Origin of the sequence: Pseudomonas sp. RIT623 (genome assembly GCF_004519305.1) — a bacterium.
Lineage (GTDB): Bacteria > Pseudomonadota > Gammaproteobacteria > Pseudomonadales > Pseudomonadaceae > Aquipseudomonas.
In genome coordinates this window covers 31,188-54,594 of sequence record NZ_SOZA01000001.1, presented here as the reverse complement: position 1 = coordinate 54,594, position 23,407 = coordinate 31,188, and the positions used below count along the sequence as shown (strand labels likewise).

The window sequence follows — 23,407 nt, the reverse complement described above, 5'->3', positions numbered from 1 at the left end:
AGTGTAGGAGGGCTGCCCCCCGGGTCAACGAGCATGGCCCGCCCTGATGCACCGGCATAAGCCCGGGCTTGGGTTTGGCCGGTGCGCTGGGTAAGCTGGCGGCAACTGTATTGAGGAGCGAATTCGTGAAAGCGTGGATCTTGATGGTGCTGGCGCTGATGCTGCCAGCGGCGGCGATGGCCGAGGAAAAGGAAGGCGAGCCCAAGGTGGCCTATATCACCCTCAGCCCGCCCTTCGTTGGCAACTACGCCCTTGACGGCAATCCCAAGCTGCGGGTGTACAAGGCCGATGTCGCCCTGCGCGTGACCGGCGACAGCGCCGCCGCCGCGGTCAAGCACCATGAGCCGCTGATCCGCAACCAGCTGGTGGCGCTGTTCACCCAGCAAGGCGTGGACAACATGAGCAACGTCGAGGCCAAGGAAAAACTGCGCCAGGAAGCCCTGAAGCAGGTGCAGCAGGTGATGGAGTCCGAAGAGGGCAAGCCGATCGTCGAGGACCTGCTGTTCAACAACCTGATCGTGCAGTGATCAGGAGGCGAGGCTGCGGCGAAAGCGCGCCAGGGCCACGCCGAAGAACACCAGGCCGATCGCCGCCAGGGCTGCAATGTCCGGCCAGACCACCGCCAGCCCGGCGTCGCGGAACAGGATCGCGGCGCCGAGGCTGACGAAGTGGGTCGAGGGCGAACCCTGCATGACCCACTGCAGCCACTGTGGCATGCTGTCCAGCGGTGTGCTGCCCCCCGACAGCAGCAGCATCGGGATGATCACCGGGATCGCCAGCAGGCCGAACTGCGGTGTCGAGCGCGCCAGGGTGGCGAGGAAGATGCCCAGTGCCGTGCTGGCGAACAGGTACAGCGCAGTCACCCCCAGGAACAGCCCCATCGAGCCCGCCAGCGGCACGCCCAGGGCGCCCTTGACCACCACTTCCAGCGATATCCAGGTACAGGCCACCACCACCAGGGCGTTGCTGGCGATCTTCGCCAGCATGATTTCCAGTGCCGTCAGCGGCAGCACCAGCAGGTGGTCCAGGGTGCCGTGCTCGCGCTCGCGCAGCAACGCGGTGCCGGTAAGGATGATGGCCAGGATGGTGATGTTGTTGACGATCTGGATCACCGCCAGGAACCAGCCCCCTTCGAGGTTGGGGTTGAACAGTGCCTTCGGGTTGAGCAGTGCCGGGCTGCTGGTGCCGCGGCCTGCGTACTCGAGCAGCTCGCGTTCGAAGATCCGCCCGATGTAGCCGGCCCCCATGAAGGCCTGGCTCATGGCGGTGGCATCGACGTTGACCTGCAGCTCTGGCGAGCGCCCGGCCAGCAGGTCGGCTTGGAAATTCACCGGCAGGTTGATCACGAAGGTGTACTGGCCGCTGTCCATGGCCTGGTCCAGACGATTCGCCGGCAGTGCCACGGCGGGCTGGAACTCGGGCGGTTGCAGCGACTCGGCGAGCTTGCGCGAGAGGGTGCTGTGGTCCTCGTCGACCACCGCGACACTGGCGTTGTGCACGCCTATTACCGAGCCTGCGGCGGGCATGTAGATCGCCACGCTGAACGCGTACAGCAGGAACAGCAACAACACGCTGTCGTGGCGCAGGCTGGTGAGCTCCTTAAGACCCAGGCGCAGGGTGTGGGAGAGCCGGCTCATTTCAGGCCTCCTGCTTTTTCAGCATGATCAGGCTCAGCCCGCTGAAGGCGGCGAAGAAACCCAGCAGCGCCAGGCACTGCGGCCACAGCTCACGCAGGCCCAGTGCCTTGGTGAAGGTGCCGACGGCGATGTCGAGGAAATAGCCAGCCGGGAACAACTGGCCCATCAACGCCGCCGCGCCGTCCAGCGATGAGCGCGGCACGATCAGCCCGGAGAACTGGATGGTCGGCAGGCTGGTGAGAATCATGGTGCCGAGGATCGCGGCAATTTGCGTGCGGGTAAATGCCGAGATCAGCAAACCCAGGCTGGTGGTCGCCAGCAGGTAGGCCAGGCCGCCGCAGGCCAGGGCCAGCGGGCTGCCCTTGAGCGGCACGCCGAATAGCCAGCGGTTCATCGCCACCAGCAGCGCCAGGTTGACCAGGCTCACCGCCAGGTACGGCGCCTGCTTGCCGAGCAGGAACTCCAGGCGGGTCAGGGGCGTTGCGTAGAAGTTGGTGATCGAGCCCAGCTCCTTTTCCCGCACGATGCCCAGCGCGGTGAGCATGGCCGGGATGAAGGCCAGGATCAGCGCCATGACGCCGGGGCCGATGGCGTTCACGCTGACCACGTCCTGGTTGTAGCGAAAGCGCGTTTCCAGGCGTACCGGCTGTTGGCGCGAGACAGGATTCGGGCCGAGGGCCGCGAGCTGTTCGAGGTTGGCCTGGTGCACGGCCTCGACATAGTTGCGGCTGGTCTCGGCGCGAAACGGCATGCCACCGTCAAGCCAGGCCGCAACCACCGGCTGGCGCCCAGCGTGCAGGTCGCGGCCAAAGCCCGGCGGGATCTCCAGGGCCAGCTTGATCTCCGAGCGCTGCAAGCGCTGATGCAGCTGGCGGGCATCGCGGATCGGCGGCCGCTCGGCGAAGTAGCGCGAGCCACGGAAAGCCTCCAGGTAGGCGCGGCTCTGCGGGCTCTGGTCCTGGTCATAGACGGCGAAGGCGAGGTTCTCGACATCCAGCGAGATGCCATAGCCGAAGATCACCATCATGAACAATGCCCCCGCCAGGGCGAACGCCAGACGCACCTTGTCGCGCAGCAGCTCCTTGCCTTCGCGGCTGGCGACGGCCAGCAGGCGGCGCAGACTGAAGGCTTGGCGCAGGGCGGGCGCTGGAGCAGCGGCCTGCTCCAGCGTGGCGTCGGCTTGTGTCTGGATGGGCGCGTCCTGGGCCTGTTCGAGGCAACGCACGAAAGCGTCTTCCAAGGTGTCGCCGCCGAACTGGCTTTGCAGGGCCCGCGGGGTGTCGCAGGCCAGCACCCGGCCGGCATGCATCAGCGAGATGCGATCGCAGCGCAGGGCCTCGTTCATGAAGTGGGTGGACAGGAAGATGGTCACGCCCTGCTCGCGGGACAGCTCCACCAACAGCCGCCAGAAATCGTCGCGGGCTGCCGGGTCGACGCCCGAGGTCGGTTCGTCGAGGATCAGCACCTCCGGGCGGTGCAGTACCGCCACGGCCAGCGACAGGCGCTGGCGCAGGCCCAGGGGCAGCGCGCCGGAGGGTTGATCGGCGATGGCGCCGAGGTCGAAGCGCTCGAGCAGTTCGGCGATGCGTGGCGCGCTGTCGGGCTTGGCCAGGTCGAACAGGCGCGCGTGCAGTTCGAGGTTCTGTCGGGCGCTCAGTTCGCCATAAAGGGAAAAGCTCTGGGACATGAAGCCGACCCGCTTGCGCGTGGCCAGGTCGCCTGCGTCCACCGGGCGGCCAAGCAGGTTGGCGCTACCCTCGCTGGCCGGCATCAGCCCAGTAAGCACCTTCATGGTGGTGGTCTTGCCGCAGCCGTTGGAGCCGAGGAAACCGAAGATCTCGCCACGGCCAATGGCGAAGCTGACCTTGTTCACCGCGGTGAAGTCGCCGAAGCGCAGGGTCAGGTCGTGGGCTTCGATGGCGATCGGGCCATCGTTGGCCGGGCGCGGCGGGATGCGCAGCGGCTCGGGTTGCTCGCGGCCGGCGCCCTGGAAGTGGGTGAAGGCATCGTCGAGCTTGCCACTGGGCGTGGCCGCTACCAGCTCACGGCTCAGGCCCGCAGCCAGCAGGCGGCCGGCATCAAGCATCAGGCAGTGCTCGAACTGCTCGGCTTCTTCCATGTAGGCGGTGGCCACCAGCAGGGTCAGTTGCGGGCGCTGGGCGCGCACCTGCTCGACCAGTTCCCAGAAGCGCCGCCGCGACAGTGGGTCGACGCCGGTGGTCGGCTCGTCGAGGATCAGCAGGTCTGGCTCGTGGATCAGCGCGCAACACAACCCCAGCTTCTGCTTCATGCCGCCCGACAGCTTGCCAGCCGGGCGCTCGGCGAAGCGCGCCAGGTCGGTGGCTTGCAGCAGGCTGGCCATGCGCTGCTCGCACTCGGCGCGGTCGAGACCGAACAGGGTGGCGAAGAAGCGGATGTTCTCGGCGATCGACAGCTCCGGGTACAGGTTGTTGCCCAGCCCCTGGGGCATGAACGCGACCTTGGGGTACAGCGCGGTTCGGTGGCGACGCTGGCGAATCGAGCCACCCAGCACTTGCAGCTCGCCCTGTTGCAGGCGCTTGACCCCGGCGATCAGGCCGAGCAGGGTCGACTTGCCGGCGCCGTCCGGGCCGATCAGGCCGCAGCGAGTCCCGGCGGGCAGGCTGAAGGCCACATCCGCCAGGGCCTGGTACTTGCCGTAGCGGTGGTGGATGCCGGCGGCTAGCAGCGCGGGGGCGATGGTCATTGCAGGTTGGCCGGCCAGTCCACCTCGGCGGTGCGCACGTACCCGGCGCCGGGCATGCCCGGCTTGGCCTGGGGCACGGCGCTCGGCTCGGTCAGGCGCAGCTTGACCCGGAACACCAGCTTTTGCCGTTCGTCACGGGTCTCGACCTGTTTCGGGGTGAACTGCGCCTTGGCCGCGACAAAGGCGATCTTCGCCGGCAGGGCCTGCTCGGGCAGGGCGTCGAGCACGATCCGCGCCTGGTCGCCCACGGTCAGCCGACCGGTGGTGGCGGCGGGCAGGTAGAGATTCATGTACTGGTCGCTGGGGTCGATCAGCATCAGCACCCGGCCACCGGCACCGAGCACCTCGCCAGGCTCGGCCAGGCGCAGTTGGATGATGCCGTCGATGGGGGCACGCAGGCTGCTGTCGTCGATTTCGCTGATGAGCTGGGCGACCTGGGCCTCGGCCGCGCCAATGGCGGCCTTGATCGCCGCCAACTGGGCGCGGGCGGCGACCACGGCAGAGGTGGCGGTGTCGTAGCGAGACTGCTGCTGGTCGAGCAACTGCTGGCTGGCGAACTTGCGCTGGTAGATTTCGCGCACGCGCTTGAGCTCCTGGCTGGCCAGCAGCAGTTCGCTCTGGCGCAGCTGCACGCTGGCCTGGGCGGCGGCGTAGTTCTCGCGGGCGCGCAGCACCTCGGCCTCGGCCTGGCTGCGCTGGGCCTCCATGGTACGGGTGTCGATGCGCGCGAGCAGTTGGCCGCGGGTGACCTTGTCACCTTCGTCGACCAGCACCTCGGCCAGGCGGCCTGGGACCTTGGTGGCAATTTGCACTTCGGTGGATTCGAGGCGCCCGTTGCCCATGCTCAGGCCCTCGGGCAGGCGGTCGTGCAGGGACTTCCAGTAGCCCAGTCCACCTGCCGCCAACAGCAGTAAAACCAGGGCACAAGCGAAAATTCTGGGGGCTTTGCGGTTCATTCGGTCTGCATCCTGGGGCTTGCACGCCTTATCCTGGCGCGACGCGCTTCCTTGCGCGTTGATATTGGTCAAACCCCTGACAATAGACGCACAATCAGCTCAGCGCGAGGATCGCCGCCCATTGTTCTGCGGTCACCGGCATCACCGACAGGCGGCTGCCCTTGTGCACCAGTGGCAGTTCCTCCAGTGCCGCCTGCTGCTTGAGCAGGCCCAGGCCGAGTACCTGGCGGAAGGTCTTCACGTGCTCCACGTCCACCGCGCTCCAGGGGTTCTTCTCGGCGCTGGCCTTGGCGTCGTGGTAGTGGCTGCTCGGGTCCAGGGCCGTGGGGTCGGGATAGGCCGCGGCGCGGATGCGGGCAATGCCGGCGATCCCCGGTTGCGGGCAGCTGGAGTGGTAGAAGAAGAACTCATCGCCTACGCTCATGGCCCGCAGGAAGTTGCGCGCCTGGTAATTGCGCACCCCGTCCCAACGGGTGTTGCCCAGGCGTGCCAAGGCTTCGATGGAGAGCTCGTCGGGCTCGGATTTCATCAGCCAGTAGGCCATGGGTGCTGCTCCTGAAAAGGTTTGAAATAACTCGTAGCATGAAACCGACGGTCGGTTGGCGCCAAGGTTTGCGTGTCGCCTCATGTTGTCGGAAAATGCGCCGATTTTAAGCTATACGCTCCGGCAGCCATCAAGAAAGCCGCCGAGCCTGGACCTTTTGCCTAGGGGGGCAATCGATGAAACAACGTAAACCGGACCTGCTCTGGATTCTGGCCTTCATTTTCGGGCTGGGCGTGGTCACTACCGGTTACGCGCAAGGCTTGTGGGAGCGCAAGCTGGATGCTGCCTACCAGCAGGCGCCCGTCGATCCGGCGCAACAGCGGCAGCGCTGATCCCCTTCGCGCGCCGGCTCATTTCGGCGCCAGGTACCAGCCACGGTCCGAGACCGTGCCTTGCAAGGGTACATCCCAGCTCGCCTGGTTCAGTCGCTCGACTTTCTGGCACTCATGGGCCAGCCCCAGCAGCAGCGGTTTTTTCCAGGCCTTGCGCCGGCTCTGATAGGCCAGGCTGCGGTCATAGAAACCGCCCCCCATGCCCAGGCGTCCCCCCACTTCATCGAAACCGACCAGCGGCAGCAGGATCAGGTCCAGCGCCCAGATCGGCCGTTGGCGCTTGCGCTCGACCACCGGTTCGGCAATGCCGAACCGGTTGGGGCGCAGTTTTTCGCCGGCCTCGAAACGCTGGAACACCATGCGCGTGCGCGGCCAGGCGTGCAGCACCGGCAGGTAGACGCGCTTGCCGCGTTTGTGCGCCTCGCGCAGCAGCAACCGCGGATCGATCTCGCCATCGTTGGGCAGGTACAAGGCGATGTGCCGGGCGCGGCGGAACAAAGGGTCCTGCGCCAGTTGGCGATAAAGACCTTCGGCGGCCTGGCGTTGCTGGGCGGGGCTAAGGGCGCGACGAGCGTTGCGCAGGAGGCGGCGAAGCTGGGGGCGGGTAAGCGGCGCGGTGTCGGTCATGGCACGGGCGATCCCAGAGAAAACGAAATGCCCGCCGTGGCAGGCGGGCAGTTCTGAAGCAGGCTCCCCGACAAGACCGCTATCGGTGTAGCCCTTGAACCCGAAAGTTCAAGGTGGAGATTGCAGGGGGCGTTAAGGCTTTCCGTCGGGCGGACATGCACACCGGCCCCAGCGTGCAACCCCCGTGGTTGTGCGTATCGGCTCAGGGACATAACCGACTGGCGCATCCCCCAGGGAGTGGCGCCAGTATACCAATCTCAGTCGTTTTTGCTAACCGGATCGTCGGACAGCGCCTGATCCACGCGTTCGAGCAGTTCGCGTACCTGCTCGCGGGTGGCGCCACCGCTGGTGGCTTCCGGGCGCTCCTGGCGGTGCAGCAGCTCGTGGGTGATGTTCAGCGCGGCCATCACGGCGATGCGGTCGGCGCCGATCACCTTGCCGCTGCTGCGGATCTCGCGCATCTTGCCATCCAGGTAACGCGCGGCACCGACCAGGTTGTTGCGTTCCTCCGGTGGGCAGATGATCGAGTATTCCTTGTCGAGGATCTGCACGGTGACGCTATTGCTTGAACTCATGAGTCTTGCTCCAGGGCCTTGAGGCGCAGGATCATCGATTCGATCTTGCGTTTGGCGATCTCGTTCTTGTCGATGAGGTGGGCGCGCTCCTCGCGCCAGGACTTTTCCTGAGCTACTAAGAGTGCGTTTTGCCGTTTTAGTTGCTCGACGCGCTCGATCAGCGACTCGAACCGGCTCATCAGCGCTTGCAGGTCGTTCTCTTGCATGGGTTGCACTCGATTCGCTCCATCGTTACGCACCTGCCGATCATGCCTGCCTCGGGCCCCCGGCGGCCAGTGCTGATGGTCTTGGCGCGCCTGCCGGTGCTAGGATACAAGGTCTTCATTCTAGTCATTGCGCCGCCTGGCGCCTAGCAGACCATGCCCAATACCCAATCGCCCTACGTCGCCTTCGCCATGCTGCTGTCGAGCAATGGCCATCCTGTCACCCCCGCCGAGCTGCATGGCCTGCTGATCGGCCGCAGCTGCGCCGGCGCCGGCTTCGATGCCGATGCCTGGCTGGCCGACGCCGCCCAGCTGCTCGAGACCGAGCCCGGTGACACTGTCCGCAACGCCCTGGTCGGCCTGCAAGAGATGGTCAAGGCCGAGCTCACCGGCGAGGACGTCGCCATCGTCCTGCTGCTGCCTTCCGATGATGCCGCACTCAGCGACCGCGCCACCGCGCTGGGCCAGTGGTGCCAGGGCTTCATCACCGGTTTCGGCCTGAACGCCGGTGGCAAGGACCTGTCCACCGATGCCAAGGAGGTCCTGCAGGACCTGGTGGCCATCTCGCAGGTCCAGGAAGCGCTGGAAGAGTCCGAGGACGGCGAGAGCGACTACATGGAAGTCATGGAGTACCTGCGCGTCGCCCCGCTGCTGCTGTACACCGAGCTGGCCAAGCCCGAAGCGCCTGCGCCAAAGCCATCGCTGCACTGATCTGATCGGGGTCGTTTGCCCATGAGCCACATACCCAAGGCGGAGTACGCCCGTCGGCGCAAGGCGCTGATGGCGCAGATGGTCCCCAACAGCATCGCCATCCTGCCCGCCGCCGCGGTCGCCATCCGCAACCGCGACGTCGAGCACGTCTACCGCCAGGACAGCGATTTCCAGTACCTGAGCGGCTTCCCCGAGCCCGAGGCGGTGATCGCGCTGATCCCTGGCCGCGAGCATGGCGAGTACGTGTTGTTCTGCCGCGAGCGCAACCCCGAGCGCGAGCAGTGGGATGGCCTGCGGGCCGGCCAGGACGGCGCGGTGCGTGATTTCGGCGCTGACGATGCCTTCCCCATCAGCGATATCGACGAGATCCTCCCCGGCCTGATCGAAGGCCGCGAGCGGGTCTACAGCAACATGGGCGGCAACCCCGAATTCGACCGCCGGCTGATGGACTGGATCAACGTGATCCGCTCCAAGGCGCGCCTGGGCGCGCAGCCGCCGAACGAGTTCGTTGCCCTGGATCATCTGCTGCACGACATGCGCCTGTATAAATCGGCGGCGGAAGTGAAGGTGATGCGCGCAGCCGCGGCGATTTCCGCCCGTGCCCATGTGCGGGCCATGCAGGCCTGCCGCGCCGGGCTGCACGAATACAGCCTGGAAGCCGAGCTGGACTACGTGTTCCGCCAGGGCGGGGCGAAGATGCCGGCCTACGGCTCGATCGTCGCCGCCGGGCGCAATGGCTGCATCCTGCATTACCAGCAGAACGACGCGCCGCTCAGGGACGGCGACCTGGTGCTGATCGACGCCGGTTGCGAGATCGATTGCTATGCCAGCGACATCACCCGCACCTTCCCGGTCAGCGGGCGCTTCTCGCCAGAGCAGAAGGCCATCTACGAGCTGGTGCTCGCCGCCCAGGCCGCCGCGTTCGCCGAGATCGCCCCAGGCAAGCACTGGAACCACGCCCACGAGGCCACCGTGCGGGTGATCACCGCCGGCCTGGTGGAGCTGGGGCTGCTCAAGGGCGAGGTGCAGGCGCTGATCGACAGCGAGGCCTACCGCGCCTTCTACATGCACCGCGCCGGGCACTGGCTGGGCATGGACGTGCACGATGTCGGCGAATACAAGGTCGGCGGCCAGTGGCGCGTGCTCGAGCCGGGCATGGCGCTGACCGTGGAACCGGGCATCTACATTGGCGCCGACAACACCAGCGTCGCGAAGAAGTGGCGCGGTATTGGCGTAAGGATCGAGGACGACGTGGTAGTGACCAGACAAGGCTGTGAAATCCTCACTTCAGGCGTGCCGCGCACGGTCGCCGAAATCGAGGCGCTGATGCTTGCCGCTCGCAAGGACGCCGCATGAACCGGGTCAACCTGGCGATCATCGGTGGCGGCCTGGTCGGGGCCAGCCTGGCCCTCACGCTGCAGGGCGCGGCCAAGGCCCGCGGCTGGAAGATCCTGCTGATCGAGCCGTTCGCCCCAGGCGACAGCTTCCAGCCCAGCTATGACGCCCGCTCGTCGGCGCTGTCCTACGGTACCCGGCAGATCTACGAGCACCTGGGCCTGTGGCAAACCATCAGCCGCCGCGCCGAGCCGATCTTGCAGATCCAGGTGTCCGACCGCGGCCGCTTCGGCGCCACCCGCCTGGAAGCCCAGGAAGAAGGCGTGCCGGCGCTGGGTTACGTGGTGGAAAACGCCTGGCTCGGCCAGTGCCTGTGGCAGGCGATCGACAGCGATGTCATCCAGTGGCGCTGCCCAGCCGAGGTCAAGGCGATGCAGGCCATTGCCGGGGGCTACCGCCTGCAACTGGATGACGACACCTCGCTGGAGTGCGACCTGGCGGTATTGGCCGACGGCGGGCGTTCTGGCCTGCGCGAGCAGTTGGGCATCCATGTGCGGCGCACGCCCTACGACCAGAGCGCGTTGATCGCCAACATCACCCCCGGCGAGGCCCATGCCGGACAAGCCTTCGAACGCTTCACCGAACAAGGCCCAATGGCCTTGCTGCCGCTGCCGGAAAATCGCTGCGCGCTGGTCTGGACCCGTCAGGGGATGGACGCCAAGCGCCTGGCCGAGCTGGACGAACGCAGTTTCCTGGGCGAGCTGCAGGACGCCTTCGGCTATCGCCTCGGCGCCTTGCGCCAGGTCGGCGCCCGGCATCTCTACCCCTTGTCGCTGGTCGAGGCCGAGGAACAGGTGCGCCCGCACCTGGTGGTGCTCGGCAACGCCGCTCACAGCCTGCACCCGATCGCCGGACAGGGGTTCAACCTGTCGCTGCGCGACGTGCAATCGCTGGCCGAGGCGCTGCTGGCCGGCCCGGCGCTCCCCGGCGACCTGGCGACCCTGCAGGCCTATCACCAGCGCCAGCGCCTCGACCAGGCCCTGACCATCGGCTTCTCCGACCAGGTCACCCGCCTGTTCGGCAGCGCCCAGCCGCTGCTGGCGGCCGGACGCAACCTGGGCCTGCTCGGCCTGGACCTGCTGCCGCCGGCCAGAAGCTGGTTCGCCCGCCAGGCCATGGGCCTGGGCACCCGCCCTGACCCGCGAGGCCGGGCATGAGCGATTCGCGCAGGCTTGCGCGCCGCGCCCGAATGCTGCGCTGGCTGCTGAACCTCTACCCGCCCTACCTGGGGGCCGGCATTCATATCCAGGAAATCAGCCCGGACATGCGTAGCGTCAAGGTGCGCATGAAGCTGACGCGGTGGAATCGCAACTACGTCGGCACCCAGTTCGGCGGCAGCCTGTATGCCATGGTCGACCCGTTCTACATGCTGCTGCTCATCGAGCAACTGGGGCGCGACTACATCGTCTGGGACAAGGCCGCCAGCATCGATTTCATCGCTCCGGGCAAGGGCCCGGTGTATGCCCAATTCCACGTCGACGACGCGCTGCTGGACGAGATCCGCCAGCAGACCGCCAGCGGCAAGAAGTACCTGCCCCGGTTGCAGGTGGAGATCCGCGACGGTGCCGGCGAGCTGGTGGCGCGGGTCGACAAAACCCTATATGTGCGGCTCAAGCCGCAAGCGAGGCAGGCGTAAGGCATGGAAACGCGCGCAGATCTGTTGATTGTCGGTGCCGGTATGGTCGGCAGCGCCCTGGCGTTGGCCCTGCGTCACAGCGGCCTGGAAGTGGTCCTGCTCGATGGCGGGCCGCTGACGGTCAAGCCTTTTGACCACGAGGCGCCGTTCGAGCCGCGGGTCAGTGCCCTGTCGGCGGCCAGCCAGCGCATCCTCGAGCGCCTGGGGGCCTGGGAAGGCATCGCCCGGCGGCGGGTGTCGCCGTATTCGGACATGCAGGTCTGGGATGGCAGCGGCACCGGCGAGATCCACTTCTCGGCGGCCAGTGTGCATGCCCAGGTGCTGGGCCATATCGTCGAGAACCGGGTGGTCCAGGACGGCTTGCTGGAGCGCCTGCACGACAGCGATGTCGGCTTGCTGCCCAATGCCCGCCTGGAGCAGTTGCGCCGCTCCGGCGATGACTGGCTGCTGACCCTGGCCGACGGCCGCAAGCTGCGCGCGCCTTTGGTGATCGCCGCCGATGGCGCCAACTCGGCGGTGCGACGTCTGGCTGGTTGCCAGACCCGCGAATGGGATTACCTGCACCACGCCATCGTCACCAGCGTGCGTTGCAGCCAGGCGCACCAGGCCACCGCCTGGCAGCGTTTCACCGATGAAGGGCCGCTGGCGTTCCTGCCGTTGCGCCGCGATGGCGGCCAGGACTGGTGCTCGATCGTCTGGTCGACCACGCCGGAGCAGGCAGAACAGGCCATGGCGCTGGACGATGCGGCGTTCTGCGCGGCGCTCGAACGGGCCTTCGAAGGGCGCCTGGGCGAGGTGCTCGAGGCCGATCCGAGGGTCTGTGTGCCGCTGCGTCAACGGCATGCCAAGCGATACGTGCAGGAAGGGCTGGCGCTGATCGGCGATGCGGCCCATACCATCCATCCATTGGCGGGGCAGGGCGTCAACCTGGGCTTTCTCGATGCCGCGGTGCTGGCCGAGGAACTGGTCCGTGCCTGCGAGCGCGGCGAGCGCCTGGCGGATGTGAAGGTGCTGAGCCGCTTCGAGCGCCGGCGCATGCCGCACAACCTGGCGTTGATGGCGGCGATGGAGGGCTTCGAGCGCTTGTTCCAGGCCAATCCGCTGCCGTTGCGCTGGTTGCGCAACAGCGGCTTGAAGCTGGTGGAGCAGTTGCCCGAGGCCAAGGCGGTGTTCGTGCGTCAGGCGTTGGGGTTGTCCGGGGACCTGCCGGAGCTGGCCCGGGCTTGAGATGGCGGGGCCGCTATGCGGCCCTTTCGCGACACAGGTACTGTGCAATCCCTGTAGGAGCGGCCTTGTGTCGCGAAAGGACTGCGTAGCAGTCCCTGCAACATCTGGTAACTGCTCGGCAGATGAGTCGCAAAATGGGATTCACTACCATTTGCACCTCTAAACTCAGCGAGGAGTACCCCCGATGTTGCCCCGCAAGCCCCTTCTGGCCGCCCTGGCCCTTACTCTGTTCGGCGGTACCGCCCAGGCGGCGGACGAAGTGGTGGTGTATTCCTCGCGCATCGACGAGCTGATCAAGCCGGTGTTCGACGCCTATACCGCCAAGACCGGCGTCAAGATCAAGTTCATTACCGACAAGGAAGCGCCTTTGATGCAGCGCATCAAGGCCGAGGGCCAGAACGGCGTCGCCGACCTGCTGCTCACCGTCGATGCCGGCAACCTCTGGCAGGCCGAGCAGATGGGTATCCTGCAACCGATCAAGTCGAGCGTGATCGAGCAGAACATCCCCGCGCAGTACCGCGCCTCGTCCCACGATTGGACCGGCCTGAGCCTGCGCGCGCGGACCATCGCCTACTCCACCGAGCGGGTCAAACCGCAGGAACTGAGCACCTACGAGGCCCTGGCCGACAAGCATTGGGAAGGCCGCCTGTGCCTGCGCACGGCGAAGAAGGTCTACAACCAGTCGCTCACCGCCACCCTGATCGAGAACCACGGCGAAGCCGAGACCGAAAAGCTGGTCAAGGGCTGGGTCAACAACCTGTCCACCGACGTGTTCTCCGACGACACCGCGGTACTCCAGGCCATCGCCGCCGGTCAGTGCGACGTGGGCATCGTCAACACCTACTACTACGGCCGTCTGCACAAGGAAAAACCTGACCTGCCGGTGAAGCTGTTCTGGCCCAACCAGGGCGACCGTGGCGTGCACGTGAACCTGTCGGGCATTGGCCTGACCAAGCACGCGCCGCATCCAGAGGCGGCCAAGAAGCTGGTGGAGTGGATGACCGGCGAAGAGGCGCAAAAGCTGTTCGCCGATATCAACCAGGAGTTCCCGGCCAACCCGAAGGTGAAACCCTCGGCGGAAGTGGCGGCCTGGGGTAGCTTCAAGGCCGACAGCATCCCGGTGGAAGTCGCTGGCAAGCGCCAGGCCGAAGCCATTCGCTTGATGGATCGGGCTGGCTGGAACTGAGTTTCACCGCTTATTCTGTCGGGGCCCTCCAGGGCCCCTTCGCGGCTGAAGCCGCTCCTACAGGTTTTGTGTTGTCCGTGGTATTGCACGGTGCCTGTAGAAGCGGCTTTAGCCGCGAACGACCGCGCAGCGGTCGCCACCTGCTACCGAGACTCCAGCATTGCCCCATACCCCTCAACGCCGCTGGTACCTGCCGGTCTTCCTGGTCGCCGCCCTGGTCTTGCTGCCGCTCAGCGTCTTGCTGTTGTCATGGCAGTCGGTCGACACCCAGATCTGGTCGCACCTGCTCGACACCCAGATGAGTCGCCTGCTGGGCAATACCCTGACCCTGGTGCTGGGCGTCGGTATCGGCGTGACCGTGCTGGGGGTGAGCCTGGCGTGGCTCACCAGCCTCTGCGAATTCCCTGGCCGGCGTTGGCTGGATTGGGCGCTGATGCTGCCGTTCGCCATCCCGGCCTATGTGCTGGCGTTCGTCTTCGTCGGCCTGCTCGATTTTGCAGGCCCCGTGCAGACCGCGCTGCGCGAGGTGTTCGGGCCCATGCGCCTGCCCAGGGTGCGCTCCACCGGTGGCGTGATCACGGTACTGGTGCTGGTGTTCTACCCCTATGTCTACCTGTTGGCGCGTAGCGCCTTCCTGGCCCAGGGCAAGGGCCTGATGGAGGCGGCGCGGGTGTTGGGGCTGTCACCGTTGCAGGCCTTCTGGCGGGTGGCCTTGCCCATGGCGCGGCCGGCCATCGGCGCCGGCATCGCCCTGGCATTGATGGAGACCCTGGCCGATTTCGGCGCGGTGGCGGTGTTCAACTTCGACACCTTCACCACGGCCATCTACAAGACCTGGTACGGCTTCTTCAGCCTGTCTAGCGCGGCGCAGCTGGCCAGCCTGCTACTGCTGGCGGTGATGCTGGTGCTGTATGGCGAGCGCCGGGCCCGCGGCGCCAGCCGCAGCGGCAATGAGCGCCCGAGGGCGCAGGCGCTTTATCACTTGCGGGGTATCAAGGCGTTGGCTGCCAGTGGCTGGTGCCTGCTGGTGTTCGCCTGTGCCTTCGTCATTCCGATGCTGCAGTTGCTGGCGTGGTTCTGGCAGCGCGGGCGGCACGACCTCGACGAGCGCTATGTCGGCCTGGTCATGCACACTCTGTACCTAGGGGCCATGGCGGCGCTGATCACGGTCAGCGTGGCCATGCTTCTGGCGTTCGCCAGACGGCAGGCCCCGACTGCCGGTATCCGTGCCGGGGTCGGCCTGGCCAACCTGGGCTATGCGCTGCCCGGCTCGGTGCTGGCGGTGTCGATCATGCTGGCGTTCAGCTACCTGGACAACCAGTTGGTGATCCCGTTGTCGCAGTGGCTGGGCGGCGCGGGCAAGCCGCTGCTGCTGGGCAGTCTGTCGGCCTTGCTGCTGGCCTACCTGGTGCGCTTCATTGCCGTGGCCTACGGCCCGCTGGAAAGCAGCCTGGAGCGCATCCGTCCGTCGCTGCCGGAGGCTTCGCGCAGCCTCGGGGTCGGTGGCCCACGATTGTTTTTCAAGGTGTATCTGCCGTTGCTGGTGCCCGGTGCCCTGAGCGCCGCGTTGCTGGTGTTCGTCGACGTGCTCAAGGAAATGCCGGCCACCCTGCTGATGCGGCCGTTCGGCTGGGACACCCTGGCCGTGCGCGTGTTCGAGATGACCAGCGAGGGCGAATGGGCGCGTGCTTCGCTGCCGGCGCTGACCTTGGTGCTGGTCGGCCTGCTGCCGGTGATCGGCCTGATTCGCCGTTCGGCTCAACGCCCGGGGCAACCGCGCTGAGGGTGCCACGCGGCGCCCTTGCGGCTACAATGCGCGGCATTCGCAGCGACGGGTCCTACAAGAACAGGTGATGCTTGAACATCGCCGACCGTCGCCGCCTCGCCACGCCCGGAAGGAGAAACCCATGGGACAGCGTACGCCTCTGTATGACCTGCACCTGGCGCTTGGCGCCAAGACGGTCGATTTCGGCGGATGGGACATGCCCCTGCACTACGGCTCGCAAGTCGAGGAGCACCACCAGGTGCGCAGTGACTGCGGGGTGTTCGATGTTTCCCACATGACCGTCGTCGACATCGACGGCTGCGCCGCCACGCCCTGGCTGCAACACCTGCTGGCCAATGACGTGACGCGTCTGGAAAGCCCCGGCAAGGCCCTCTACAGCCCGCTGCTCAACGACCAGGGCGGGGTCATCGACGACCTGATCGCCTACCGCACCGAGGATGGCTACCGCCTGGTGGCCAACGCCGCCACTCGCGACAAAGTGCTGGCCTGGTTGCAGACCCGCAGCGAAGGCTTCAAGGTGAGCTTCAAGGCGCGGCCTGAGCTGGCCATTCTCGCCATCCAGGGGCCGCATGCCCGAGAAAAGGTCGCAGCTCTGCTCAGCGCCTCGCGGGCCGCGCTGATCCGCGAGCTGCGCCCGTTCGAAGGGCTGGCCGAAGGTGACTGGTTCATTGCCCGTACCGGCTATACCGGTGAAGACGGCCTGGAAATCATGCTCCCTGCCGAGCAAGCCCCGGCGTTCTACAACGATCTGGTCGGCGCCGGCATCGCCCCGAGCGGCCTGGGCGCCCGTGACACCCTGCGCCTGGAAGCCGGCATGAACCTGTACGGCCAGGACATCGACGAAGCCCACACCCCGCTGACCTCCAACCTGGGCTGGAGCGTCGCCTGGGAACCGGCGGCCCGAGAATTCATCGGGCGTGCCGGGCTGCTGGCGGAAATCGAGCAGGGCGTGAAGGAAAAACTGGTTGGCCTGGTGCTCGAGGAGCGCGGTGTATTGCGCGCCCACCAGGTGGTCCGTGTATCCGGGATTGGCGAAGGGGAGATCACCAGTGGTAGTTTCTCGCCTACGCTGAGCAAATCCATTGCCCTGGCGCGCGTGCCGATGGCCACCGGCGACCGCGCCGAGGTGGAGATCCGCGGCAAGTGGTACCCGGTGCGGGTGGTCCAGCCGACCTTCGTGCGCCATGGCAAGATCCTGATCTGAACACTTAACGGCGGGCCGACCGCTGACCCATTACGAGGAATACAAGACTATGAGCCAAATCCCCGCCGACCTGCGTTTTGCCGAAAGCCACGAGTGGGCTCGCCTGGAAGCCGACGGCACGGTGACCGTGGGCATCAGCGACCATGCCCAGGAAGCGCTGGGTGACGTGGTGTTCGTCGAGCTGGCCGAAGTCGGCAAGGTGTTCGCGGCGGGCGACGCTGCCGGCGTGGTGGAGTCGGTGAAGGCCGCTTCGGACATCTATGCCCCCGTGGGTGGTGAGGTGATCGCGGTCAACGAAGAGCTCAGCGATGCGCCGGAGCTTCTGAACTCCGAGCCTTACGAGTCCTGGATCTTCAAGCTCAAGCCAAGCGACAAGTCCGAACTGGACAAGCTGCTGGATGCGGCTGGTTACAAAGCCGCCATCGGCGAGTGACCTTGATTCGCCAGCAAGGCTGGCTCCTACCGGCGATATCCTTGTAGGAGCCAGCCTTGCTGGCGAACAGCGCCCTGCGCAACTTTTCCCCGCAATATCGGCGATCCCTTCCTAGACTTGTAAGTCTCCATGAGAACTGGTCCAGGAAGAGAAGATCGCCATGTCCCAGTCGCCATCCCTGCGTCAGCTGCATGAACCCAACGCCTTCCTGCGTCGTCACCTGGGGCCCGATGCCCAGGAGCAGCAGGCCATGCTCGAAGCCCTCGGCGTCGCCAGCCGCAACGAACTGATCGAGCAGACGGTGCCACCGGGCATCCGTTTCAATCGCCCACTCGACCTGCCGCCGGCCCTGGACGAACAAGCCGCGCTGGCCAAGCTGGCCGGCTACGCCGCGCAGAACCAGCTGTGGACCAGCCTGATCGGCATGGGCTACCACGCCACCGTCACGCCCACGGTCATCCTGCGCAACGTGCTGGAGAACCCTGGCTGGTACACCGCCTACACGCCCTACCAGCCGGAGATCGCCCAAGGCCGGCTGGAGGCGTTGCTGAACTTCCAGCAGATGGTCATCGACCTCACCGGCCTGGCCCTGGCCAATGCCTCGCTGCTCGACGAAGCCACCGCCGCCGCCGAGGCCATGGCCCTGGCCAAGCGGGTGGCGCGCAACAAGAGCAACGCCTTCTTCGCCGACGAGCATTGCCATCCACAAACGCTGTCGGTGCTCAAGACCCGCGCCGAAGGGTTCGGCTTCGAGTTGATCGTCGACACTGTGGATAACCTTGCCAAACACTCGGTATTCGGTGCCTTGCTGCAATATCCGGACACCCATGGCGAGGTGCGCGACCTGCGCCCGTTGATCGAACAACTGCACGCCCAGCAGGCCCTGGCCTGCGTGGCTGCCGACATCCTCAGCCTGGTGCTGCTGACCCCGCCCGGCGAGTTGGGTGCCGACGTGGTGCTTGGCTCGACCCAGCGCTTCGGTGTGCCCATGGGCTATGGCGGGCCGCACGCGGCCTACTTCGCCTGCCGCGACGACTACAAGCGGGCGATGCCCGGGCGCATCATCGGCGTATCACGCGATGCCCGCGGCAACACCGCGCTGCGCATGGCCCTACAAACCCGCGAGCAGCACATTCGTCGCGAGAAGGCCAACTCCAACATCTGCACGGCCCAGGTGCTGCTGGCCAACATCGCCGGCTTCTACGCCGTCTACCACGGGCCTGAGGGCTTGCAGCGCATCGCCCAGCGCGTGCATCGGCTGACGTTCATCCTCGCCGCCGGCCTCGAAGCCAAAGGCATCAAGCGCCTCAACCAGCACTTCTTCGACACCCTGACCCTGGACGTCGGCGGCACCCAGGCGGCGATCATCGAAAGCGCCGAGGACGCCCGCATCAACCTGCGCATTCTCGGGCGCGGGCACCTGGGGCTGAGCCTGGACGAGACCTGCGACGAAGCCACGGTGCTGAAGCTGTTCGATATCTTCCTTGGCGTCGACCACGGCCTGGACATTGCCGCCCTCGACCAGCAGGCCCTGCCCGAAGGCATCCCCGGCGCGCTGGTGCGGCGCACACCGATCCTGCAGCACCCGGTGTTCAACCTGCACCACAGCGAAACCGAGATGCTGCGCTACCTCAAGCAACTGGAGAACAAGGACCTGGCGCTCAACCAGTCGATGATTCCACTGGGCTCGTGCACCATGAAACTCAATGCCAGCAGCGAGATGATCCCCATCACCTGGCCCGAGTTCGCCCAGCCCCACCCATTCGCCCCGGCAGCGCAGGTAGAGGGCTACAAGGCGATGATCGACGAGCTGGAAACCTGGTTGTGCGCCATTACCGGCTTCGACGCCATCTGCATGCAGCCCAACTCCGGTGCCCAGGGCGAATACGCCGGGTTGATGGCGATCACCCGCTATCACCGCAGCCGCCATCAGCCCGGGCGCACGATCTGCCTGATCCCGTCGTCGGCCCACGGCACCAACCCGGCCTCGGCGCAGATGGCTGGCATGGACGTGGTGATCGTCGAGTGCGACGAGGCGGGCAACGTCGATCTCGAAGACCTCAAGGCCAAGGCGCGCGAGGCTGGCGAGCGACTATCGTGCCTGATGGTCACCTACCCCTCGACCCACGGGGTGTACGAGGAAGGCATTCGCGAGATCTGCGAGGTGGTGCACCAGCATGGCGGCCAGGTGTACATGGATGGCGCCAACCTCAATGCCCAGGTGGGCCTGGCGCGGCCGGCGGATATCGGCGCCGACGTGTCGCACATGAACCTGCACAAGACCTTCTGCATCCCCCATGGTGGCGGTGGCCCGGGCATGGGGCCGATCGGTATCCGCGCCCACCTCAAGCCGTTCGTCGCCAGCCATCCGGTGGTGCCGGTGCCGGGGCTCGATCCGAACATCAGCGCGGTCAGCGCCGCGCCCTGGGGCAGCGCGAGCATCCTGCCGATCAGCTGGATGTACATCGCCATGATGGGGCCGCAGTTGGCCGATGCCAGCGAGGTGGCGATTCTCTCGGCCAACTACCTGGCCAGCCAGCTGCGCGACGCCTTCCCGGTGCTCTATCGCGGGCGCAACCAGCGCGTGGCCCATGAATGCATCCTCGACCTGCGCCCGCTCAAGGCGGTCACCGGCATCAGCGAGGAAGACGTGGCCAAGCGTCTGATGGACTACGGTTTCCATGCCCCGACCATGTCGTTCCCGGTACCGGGCACGCTGATGGTCGAGCCCACCGAAAGCGAGTCGAAGGCCGAGCTGGACCGTTTCGTCGAGGCGATGCTGGCGATCCGCGCGGAAATCGCCGAAGTGCAGGAGGGCAACTGGCCGGCCGAGGACAATCCGCTCAAGCATGCGCCGCACACCCTGGCCGACGTGCTGGCGCCGTGGAACAGGCCCTATGCGCTCGAGCAGGGCATCGCCCCCAGCGCTCACGCGCGCCAGCACAAGTACTGGCCGGCGGTGAACCGGGTCGACAACGTGTATGGGGACAGGAATCTGTTCTGTGCGTGCGTGCCGGTGGAGGCATATCGCTGAGAGGGGAACCATCCCCTGTAGGGGCCGCTTTGCGGCCCTTTCACGACGCAAGGCCGCTGCTGCAGGGGGTGTTTGTTTCGAGGGATTACTCGGCCACGGCGTTCTTGGCCAGGATGGCGTTGGCCAGTTCCATGTCGCTGGCCTGGACGCCCGGGTTATCGGTGCGTACCTGGCGGATCGCGGCTTCCAGGAACGGCCCGCGAATGGCGCCGTCACTGGCGACGAAGCTGCCGGCATCGTCCTGGGCGGCGACGATCAGCTTGTGGTCCTTGAAGGTCAGGTAGGTCGAGGCAGTGGTGGCGCCGGAGGAGATGATGTTGCGCCAGAACGTGTCGGCCATGGCGCAGCCAATGGGCAGCGAGAACAGGACGGTGGCTGCGATGGCTGTTTTGAAACGCATGATGAATCACCTCGGTGGATGAGGGCGGTTGAGATGCTGCTTTGATCGTCTGCGTTGGCCGCAAGTTCCCGCCCATAAAGGGGATTTGTTACTTATCCACAGACGCGCAAGACCTCCTCCAGGCAGGTCCTGCCCTGGGCGACCCGCTCTCGACCATGCCGTCGCAGATCTAGCAGGCCGTCTAGCTCGGCCTGTTGCCGCAGGCCGGCAAGGTCGCAGGCCGGGGTGATCCGCTCACGTAGCGCGGTACTGACCTCAAGCAGCTCGAACAGCCCGGTACGGCCATGGAAGCCGGTGCCCCGGCATCGAGGGCAGGGCTGCTCGCCGTGCTGGCCAGGGTTGTGGCAAAGAGGGCACAAAGTGCGCACCAGGCGCTGGGCCATGACCCCGAGCAGGGTGGCCTTGACCAGGTAGTCGGCCACGCCAAGCTCCAGCAGGCGGGTGATCGCGCCGCAGGCATCCTGGGTGTGCAGGGTCGAGAGCACCAGGTGCCCGGTGAGCGCCGCCTGCACGGCCACCTGGGCGGTTTCCCGGTCGCGGATTTCACCGATCATGATGATGTCCGGGTCCTGGCGCAGCAGGGCGCGGGCACCGCTGGCGAAATCCAGTTCCAGGCTGGGCTGAACCTGCAACTGGTTGATCAGCGGCTCAAGACGCTCGATCGGGTCTTCGATGCTGCACAGATTGACCTGGGGTGTGGCCAGGTACCGGAGGCTGGCATAGAGGGTGCTGGTCTTGCCCGAGCCGGTTGGGCCAGTCACCAGCAGGATGCCCTGGCGTTGCCGCAGCAGGGCCAGCCACTGCGCCAGTATAGGGCCCTCCAGGCCGAGGGCTTCGAGGCTGACGTGCAGTTGCTGGGGATCGGACAGGCGCAGCACCAGCTTCTCGCCGAACGGCGTGGGCAGGGTGGACAGGCGCAACTCCACCTCGGACCCACTGGGCAGGCGGGTTTTCAGGCGGCCATCCTGCGGCCGGCGTTTCTCGGCGACGTTCATCCGCCCCAGATGCTTCAGGCGGCTGACCATCGCCAGGCTGACACCGGCTGGGAACGCGTACACCGCATGCAGCAGGCCGTCGATACGCAAGCGCAGATGGCCCTGTTCGCGGCGGGGCTCCAGGTGGATATCGCTGGCGCGCTGTTCGATGGCGTACTGCAGCATCCAGTCGACGATGTGCACGATATGGGCGTCGTCGGCGCTGGCCTGCGGCTGCTTGCTGCCCAGTTCGAGCAGGTGCTCCAGTTCGCCCAGGCGCGGCGACGGGGCAAGGCCCGCGCCGCGCACCGACTGGGCCAGGCCGAGGAAGGTTGGACGTAGCTGGCGAATCTGCCGCGGGCTGGCCAGGACCCGGCGTACGGTTTTGCCCAGGCTGCGGCGCAGGTCCGTTTCCCATTCGCGTTGATAAGGCTGGGCGCTGGCCACCGTGATGCTGTGTTCGTCCACGGCCACGGCGAGGATGCCGTGGCGCTGGGCAAAGGCGGCAGGCATCAGCCCGGCGACCCGTACCAGGTCGACCTGCAAGGGGTCGATCAGCACAAAGGGCTGGCCAACCTGTTCGGCCAGCCAGCGGCATAGGGTGTCCAGTTCCAATGGCCGGGTTGGGTGTCGCGGGTCTGGCGGGGCGAGGTCGGCGATCAGTTCCAGGGGGTGGTCGCCAGGCTGGGCCTCGGCGCGTTCCAGTACCGCCAGGGCCGTAGCGGGGGTGATCCGTTGCTGTGCCAGCAAGGCGTCCAGCAGGCGGTTGAGATCGAGGAAATGGTTATCGTTGGCGAGCATGGGGGTGTCCTTGCCGGAGTGCGAAGGCTTGGGCAAGGCTAGCTGGACAGCGCGGCGGAGGCCGGGGCAAAGGGTTTCTGGACGTTGCGCGCCACCTTCAGCGGTGAGCAACCTCCGACAGCTGCGGCAGGTTCGCCAGGCACACTTCGCTGACACAGACCAGGTTGCGCAGTTTCTGGGCGATCACTTCGGCGCGGTGCCAGCTCAGGCCGCCGACGCCGATGGCCACGTCCAGCAGGTCGTCGCATTGGCTGACGTTGACGCTGTGCGGGGTAAGGAACTGCAAGGCGAACAGGTTGAGCACACGGCACAGGCTGTCCGGTTCGGCATCGGCATGCAGGCGGTAATGCACGGTGCAGTGGACTGTGGTGGCGGCCCAGGCGTCGAGGCGGGGCGAGGTGAGGGGCCGTTCGAGTGCGTTCATGCTGGGTCTCCGCGGAAGTGGAGAAATTCTTGCAGTTCAGGCGGGGCATTTCTTCGCTATGATTTAGCTAATTTCGTGACTTGGCGAATAGTTTTATTCGCCAAAATTTATTTTGGAGAATTGATCATGCTTGGCGAATTGGACGCTTATGATCGGCGTATTCTGGAATTGCTGCAGGAAGACGCCTCGTTATCCAGCGCGCAGATCGCCGAGCGTGTGGGCCTGTCGCAGTCACCCTGCTGGCGGCGTATTCAACGCCTGAGGGAGGAGGGGGTGATTCGTGGGCAGGTGACCTTGCTGGATCGCAAGAAGGTCGGGCTGAACACGCAGATCTTCGCCGAGGTGAAACTCAATGCCCACGGGCGTTCGAACTTCGCCGAGTTTACCGAGGCGATTCGCGGCTTCCCTGAGGTGCTGGAGTGCTATGTGCTGATGGGCGCGGTGGACTTTCTACTGCGCATCGTGACCTCGGATATCGAGGCATATGAGCGGTTTTTCTTCGAAAAGCTATCGAACGTGCCGGGGATCCAGGAGGTGAACTCGATCGTGGCGCTGTCAGAGATCAAGAGCACCACCAGCCTGCCGTTGGGACGCTGA

The 23,407-nt window shown here is 66.1% G+C and carries 23 protein-coding genes and 1 other RNA gene; 13 read left to right on the top strand and 11 right to left on the bottom strand.

Annotated features, from left to right (window positions below; translation table 11 throughout):
* The first annotated feature begins 125 nt into the window (after positions 1–125).
* A complete protein-coding gene (locus E3U47_RS00240; RefSeq protein ID WP_134688944.1) occupies positions 126–527 on the top strand; it encodes a flagellar basal body-associated protein FliL in 402 nt (133 codons plus the stop codon).
* Here E3U47_RS00240 and E3U47_RS00235 read toward each other — a convergent pair whose 3' ends face one another.
* The 4 genes from E3U47_RS00235 to E3U47_RS00220 all read right to left on the bottom strand — a co-directional run bounded on the left by E3U47_RS00235 (position 528) and on the right by E3U47_RS00220 (position 5,862).
* Positions 528–1,637 carry an ABC transporter permease gene (locus tag E3U47_RS00235; protein WP_134688943.1) on the bottom strand — a complete coding sequence of 370 codons (1,110 nt, stop codon included), beginning with the start codon at positions 1,635–1,637 and terminating at the stop codon, positions 528–530.
* A 1-nt stretch (position 1,638) separates the two neighbouring features.
* Complete coding sequence (rbbA, locus tag E3U47_RS00230; protein ID WP_134688942.1) at positions 1,639–4,362, bottom strand: ribosome-associated ATPase/putative transporter RbbA; 2,724 nt, start codon at positions 4,360–4,362, stop codon at positions 1,639–1,641.
* Positions 4,359–5,318, bottom strand: a complete 960-nt coding sequence (locus tag E3U47_RS00225; protein ID WP_134688941.1) for an HlyD family secretion protein — start codon at positions 5,316–5,318, stop codon at positions 4,359–4,361. Before E3U47_RS00225 ends, rbbA begins: the two co-directional genes overlap by 4 nt.
* A gap of 94 nt (positions 5,319–5,412) precedes the next feature.
* On the bottom strand, positions 5,413–5,862 hold the full coding sequence (locus E3U47_RS00220; protein WP_134688940.1) for an EVE domain-containing protein: 450 nt from the start codon (positions 5,860–5,862) through the stop codon (positions 5,413–5,415).
* A gap of 176 nt (positions 5,863–6,038) precedes the next feature.
* Between E3U47_RS00220 and E3U47_RS24850 the strand changes: the two genes are divergently transcribed.
* Entirely contained in the window at positions 6,039–6,194 is a 156-nt protein-coding gene (locus E3U47_RS24850; protein ID WP_167659415.1) for a hypothetical protein, read from the top strand.
* Positions 6,195–6,212: 18 nt separating this feature from the next.
* Here E3U47_RS24850 and E3U47_RS00215 read toward each other — a convergent pair whose 3' ends face one another.
* The 4 genes from E3U47_RS00215 to E3U47_RS00200 form a co-directional block, all read right to left on the bottom strand.
* The gene (locus E3U47_RS00215) at positions 6,213–6,821 is read right to left on the bottom strand and encodes a 5-formyltetrahydrofolate cyclo-ligase (RefSeq protein WP_134688939.1); all 609 of its coding nucleotides are present in this window, start codon (positions 6,819–6,821) and stop codon (positions 6,213–6,215) included.
* 60 nt (positions 6,822–6,881) lie between these two features.
* Positions 6,882–7,061, bottom strand: a non-coding RNA gene (gene ssrS / locus E3U47_RS00210) — 6S RNA.
* Positions 7,062–7,078: 17 nt separating this feature from the next.
* Entirely contained in the window at positions 7,079–7,396 is a 318-nt protein-coding gene (locus tag E3U47_RS00205; RefSeq protein WP_134688938.1) for a cell division protein ZapA, read from the bottom strand.
* The gene (locus tag E3U47_RS00200) at positions 7,393–7,602 is read right to left on the bottom strand and encodes a TIGR02449 family protein (RefSeq protein WP_134688937.1); all 210 of its coding nucleotides are present in this window, start codon (positions 7,600–7,602) and stop codon (positions 7,393–7,395) included. Before E3U47_RS00200 ends, E3U47_RS00205 begins: the two co-directional genes overlap by 4 nt.
* A 153-nt stretch (positions 7,603–7,755) precedes the next feature.
* On the opposite strand from E3U47_RS00200, the gene E3U47_RS00195 reads away from it, so the two are divergent.
* From E3U47_RS00195 to gcvP, 10 genes are all read left to right on the top strand, one after another.
* Entirely contained in the window at positions 7,756–8,310 is a 555-nt protein-coding gene (locus tag E3U47_RS00195; RefSeq protein WP_134688936.1) for a YecA family protein, read from the top strand.
* 21 nt (positions 8,311–8,331) lie between these two features.
* Positions 8,332–9,666 (top strand): Xaa-Pro aminopeptidase, encoded by a 1,335-nt coding sequence (gene pepP / locus E3U47_RS00190; RefSeq protein ID WP_134688935.1) that lies wholly within the window; start codon positions 8,332–8,334, stop codon positions 9,664–9,666.
* The gene (ubiH, locus tag E3U47_RS00185) at positions 9,663–10,862 is read left to right on the top strand and encodes a 2-octaprenyl-6-methoxyphenyl hydroxylase (protein WP_134688934.1); all 1,200 of its coding nucleotides are present in this window, start codon (positions 9,663–9,665) and stop codon (positions 10,860–10,862) included. The genes pepP and ubiH overlap by 4 nt, the downstream gene beginning before the upstream one ends.
* Positions 10,859–11,341 (top strand): DUF4442 domain-containing protein, encoded by a 483-nt coding sequence (locus E3U47_RS00180; protein WP_134688933.1) that lies wholly within the window; start codon positions 10,859–10,861, stop codon positions 11,339–11,341. Before ubiH ends, E3U47_RS00180 begins: the two co-directional genes overlap by 4 nt.
* 3 nt (positions 11,342–11,344) lie before the next feature.
* Positions 11,345–12,568 carry a 2-octaprenyl-3-methyl-6-methoxy-1,4-benzoquinol hydroxylase gene (locus E3U47_RS00175; RefSeq protein WP_134688932.1) on the top strand — a complete coding sequence of 408 codons (1,224 nt, stop codon included), beginning with the start codon at positions 11,345–11,347 and terminating at the stop codon, positions 12,566–12,568.
* Positions 12,569–12,752: 184 nt separating this feature from the next.
* Positions 12,753–13,754 (top strand): extracellular solute-binding protein, encoded by a 1,002-nt coding sequence (locus E3U47_RS00170; RefSeq protein ID WP_134688931.1) that lies wholly within the window; start codon positions 12,753–12,755, stop codon positions 13,752–13,754.
* 160 nt (positions 13,755–13,914) lie between these two features.
* The gene (locus E3U47_RS00165) at positions 13,915–15,537 is read left to right on the top strand and encodes an iron ABC transporter permease (protein ID WP_134688930.1); all 1,623 of its coding nucleotides are present in this window, start codon (positions 13,915–13,917) and stop codon (positions 15,535–15,537) included.
* Positions 15,538–15,661: 124 nt separating this feature from the next.
* A complete protein-coding gene (gene gcvT, locus E3U47_RS00160; protein ID WP_134688929.1) occupies positions 15,662–16,744 on the top strand; it encodes a glycine cleavage system aminomethyltransferase GcvT in 1,083 nt (360 codons plus the stop codon).
* A gap of 49 nt (positions 16,745–16,793) precedes the next feature.
* Positions 16,794–17,177, top strand: a complete 384-nt coding sequence (gcvH, locus tag E3U47_RS00155) for a glycine cleavage system protein GcvH (protein WP_134688928.1) — start codon at positions 16,794–16,796, stop codon at positions 17,175–17,177.
* A gap of 160 nt (positions 17,178–17,337) precedes the next feature.
* A complete protein-coding gene (gcvP, locus tag E3U47_RS00150; RefSeq protein ID WP_134688927.1) occupies positions 17,338–20,211 on the top strand; it encodes an aminomethyl-transferring glycine dehydrogenase in 2,874 nt (957 codons plus the stop codon).
* Between the two features lie 85 nt (positions 20,212–20,296).
* Here gcvP and E3U47_RS00145 read toward each other — a convergent pair whose 3' ends face one another.
* The 3 genes from E3U47_RS00145 to E3U47_RS00135 form a co-directional block, all read right to left on the bottom strand.
* Positions 20,297–20,611, bottom strand: coding sequence for a DUF2388 domain-containing protein (locus E3U47_RS00145; RefSeq protein ID WP_134688926.1), 315 nt, complete (start codon positions 20,609–20,611; stop codon positions 20,297–20,299).
* Between the two features lie 92 nt (positions 20,612–20,703).
* Positions 20,704–22,386, bottom strand: a complete 1,683-nt coding sequence (locus E3U47_RS00140; RefSeq protein ID WP_134688925.1) for a GspE/PulE family protein — start codon at positions 22,384–22,386, stop codon at positions 20,704–20,706.
* A gap of 97 nt (positions 22,387–22,483) precedes the next feature.
* Positions 22,484–22,810, bottom strand: a complete 327-nt coding sequence (locus E3U47_RS00135; RefSeq protein ID WP_134688924.1) for a hypothetical protein — start codon at positions 22,808–22,810, stop codon at positions 22,484–22,486.
* Positions 22,811–22,936: 126 nt separating this feature from the next.
* Between E3U47_RS00135 and E3U47_RS00130 the strand changes: the two genes are divergently transcribed.
* Positions 22,937–23,407 (top strand): Lrp/AsnC family transcriptional regulator, encoded by a 471-nt coding sequence (locus E3U47_RS00130; RefSeq protein ID WP_134688923.1) that lies wholly within the window; start codon positions 22,937–22,939, stop codon positions 23,405–23,407.

Coding starts and splice junctions, on each gene's coding strand:
- E3U47_RS00215 (WP_134688939.1), bottom strand. CDS start 6,821: ATGACCGACACCGCGCCGCTTACCCGCCCCCAGCTTCGCCGCCTCCTG.
- E3U47_RS24850 (WP_167659415.1), top strand. CDS start 6,039: ATGAAACAACGTAAACCGGACCTGCTCTGGATTCTGGCCTTCATTTTC.
- gcvP (WP_134688927.1), top strand. CDS start 17,338: ATGTCCCAGTCGCCATCCCTGCGTCAGCTGCATGAACCCAACGCCTTC.
- E3U47_RS00220 (WP_134688940.1), bottom strand. CDS start 5,862: ATGGCCTACTGGCTGATGAAATCCGAGCCCGACGAGCTCTCCATCGAA.
- E3U47_RS00140 (WP_134688925.1), bottom strand. CDS start 22,386: ATGCTCGCCAACGATAACCATTTCCTCGATCTCAACCGCCTGCTGGAC.
- E3U47_RS00130 (WP_134688923.1), top strand. CDS start 22,937: ATGCTTGGCGAATTGGACGCTTATGATCGGCGTATTCTGGAATTGCTG.
- E3U47_RS00175 (WP_134688932.1), top strand. CDS start 11,345: ATGGAAACGCGCGCAGATCTGTTGATTGTCGGTGCCGGTATGGTCGGC.
- ubiH (WP_134688934.1), top strand. CDS start 9,663: ATGAACCGGGTCAACCTGGCGATCATCGGTGGCGGCCTGGTCGGGGCC.
- E3U47_RS00170 (WP_134688931.1), top strand. CDS start 12,753: ATGTTGCCCCGCAAGCCCCTTCTGGCCGCCCTGGCCCTTACTCTGTTC.
- E3U47_RS00235 (WP_134688943.1), bottom strand. CDS start 1,637: ATGAGCCGGCTCTCCCACACCCTGCGCCTGGGTCTTAAGGAGCTCACC.
- E3U47_RS00195 (WP_134688936.1), top strand. CDS start 7,756: ATGCCCAATACCCAATCGCCCTACGTCGCCTTCGCCATGCTGCTGTCG.
- E3U47_RS00180 (WP_134688933.1), top strand. CDS start 10,859: ATGAGCGATTCGCGCAGGCTTGCGCGCCGCGCCCGAATGCTGCGCTGG.
- rbbA (WP_134688942.1), bottom strand. CDS start 4,362: ATGACCATCGCCCCCGCGCTGCTAGCCGCCGGCATCCACCACCGCTAC.
- E3U47_RS00225 (WP_134688941.1), bottom strand. CDS start 5,318: ATGAACCGCAAAGCCCCCAGAATTTTCGCTTGTGCCCTGGTTTTACTG.
- E3U47_RS00135 (WP_134688924.1), bottom strand. CDS start 22,810: ATGAACGCACTCGAACGGCCCCTCACCTCGCCCCGCCTCGACGCCTGG.
- E3U47_RS00205 (WP_134688938.1), bottom strand. CDS start 7,396: ATGAGTTCAAGCAATAGCGTCACCGTGCAGATCCTCGACAAGGAATAC.
- gcvH (WP_134688928.1), top strand. CDS start 16,794: ATGAGCCAAATCCCCGCCGACCTGCGTTTTGCCGAAAGCCACGAGTGG.
- E3U47_RS00145 (WP_134688926.1), bottom strand. CDS start 20,611: ATGCGTTTCAAAACAGCCATCGCAGCCACCGTCCTGTTCTCGCTGCCC.
- E3U47_RS00200 (WP_134688937.1), bottom strand. CDS start 7,602: ATGCAAGAGAACGACCTGCAAGCGCTGATGAGCCGGTTCGAGTCGCTG.
- gcvT (WP_134688929.1), top strand. CDS start 15,662: ATGGGACAGCGTACGCCTCTGTATGACCTGCACCTGGCGCTTGGCGCC.
- pepP (WP_134688935.1), top strand. CDS start 8,332: ATGAGCCACATACCCAAGGCGGAGTACGCCCGTCGGCGCAAGGCGCTG.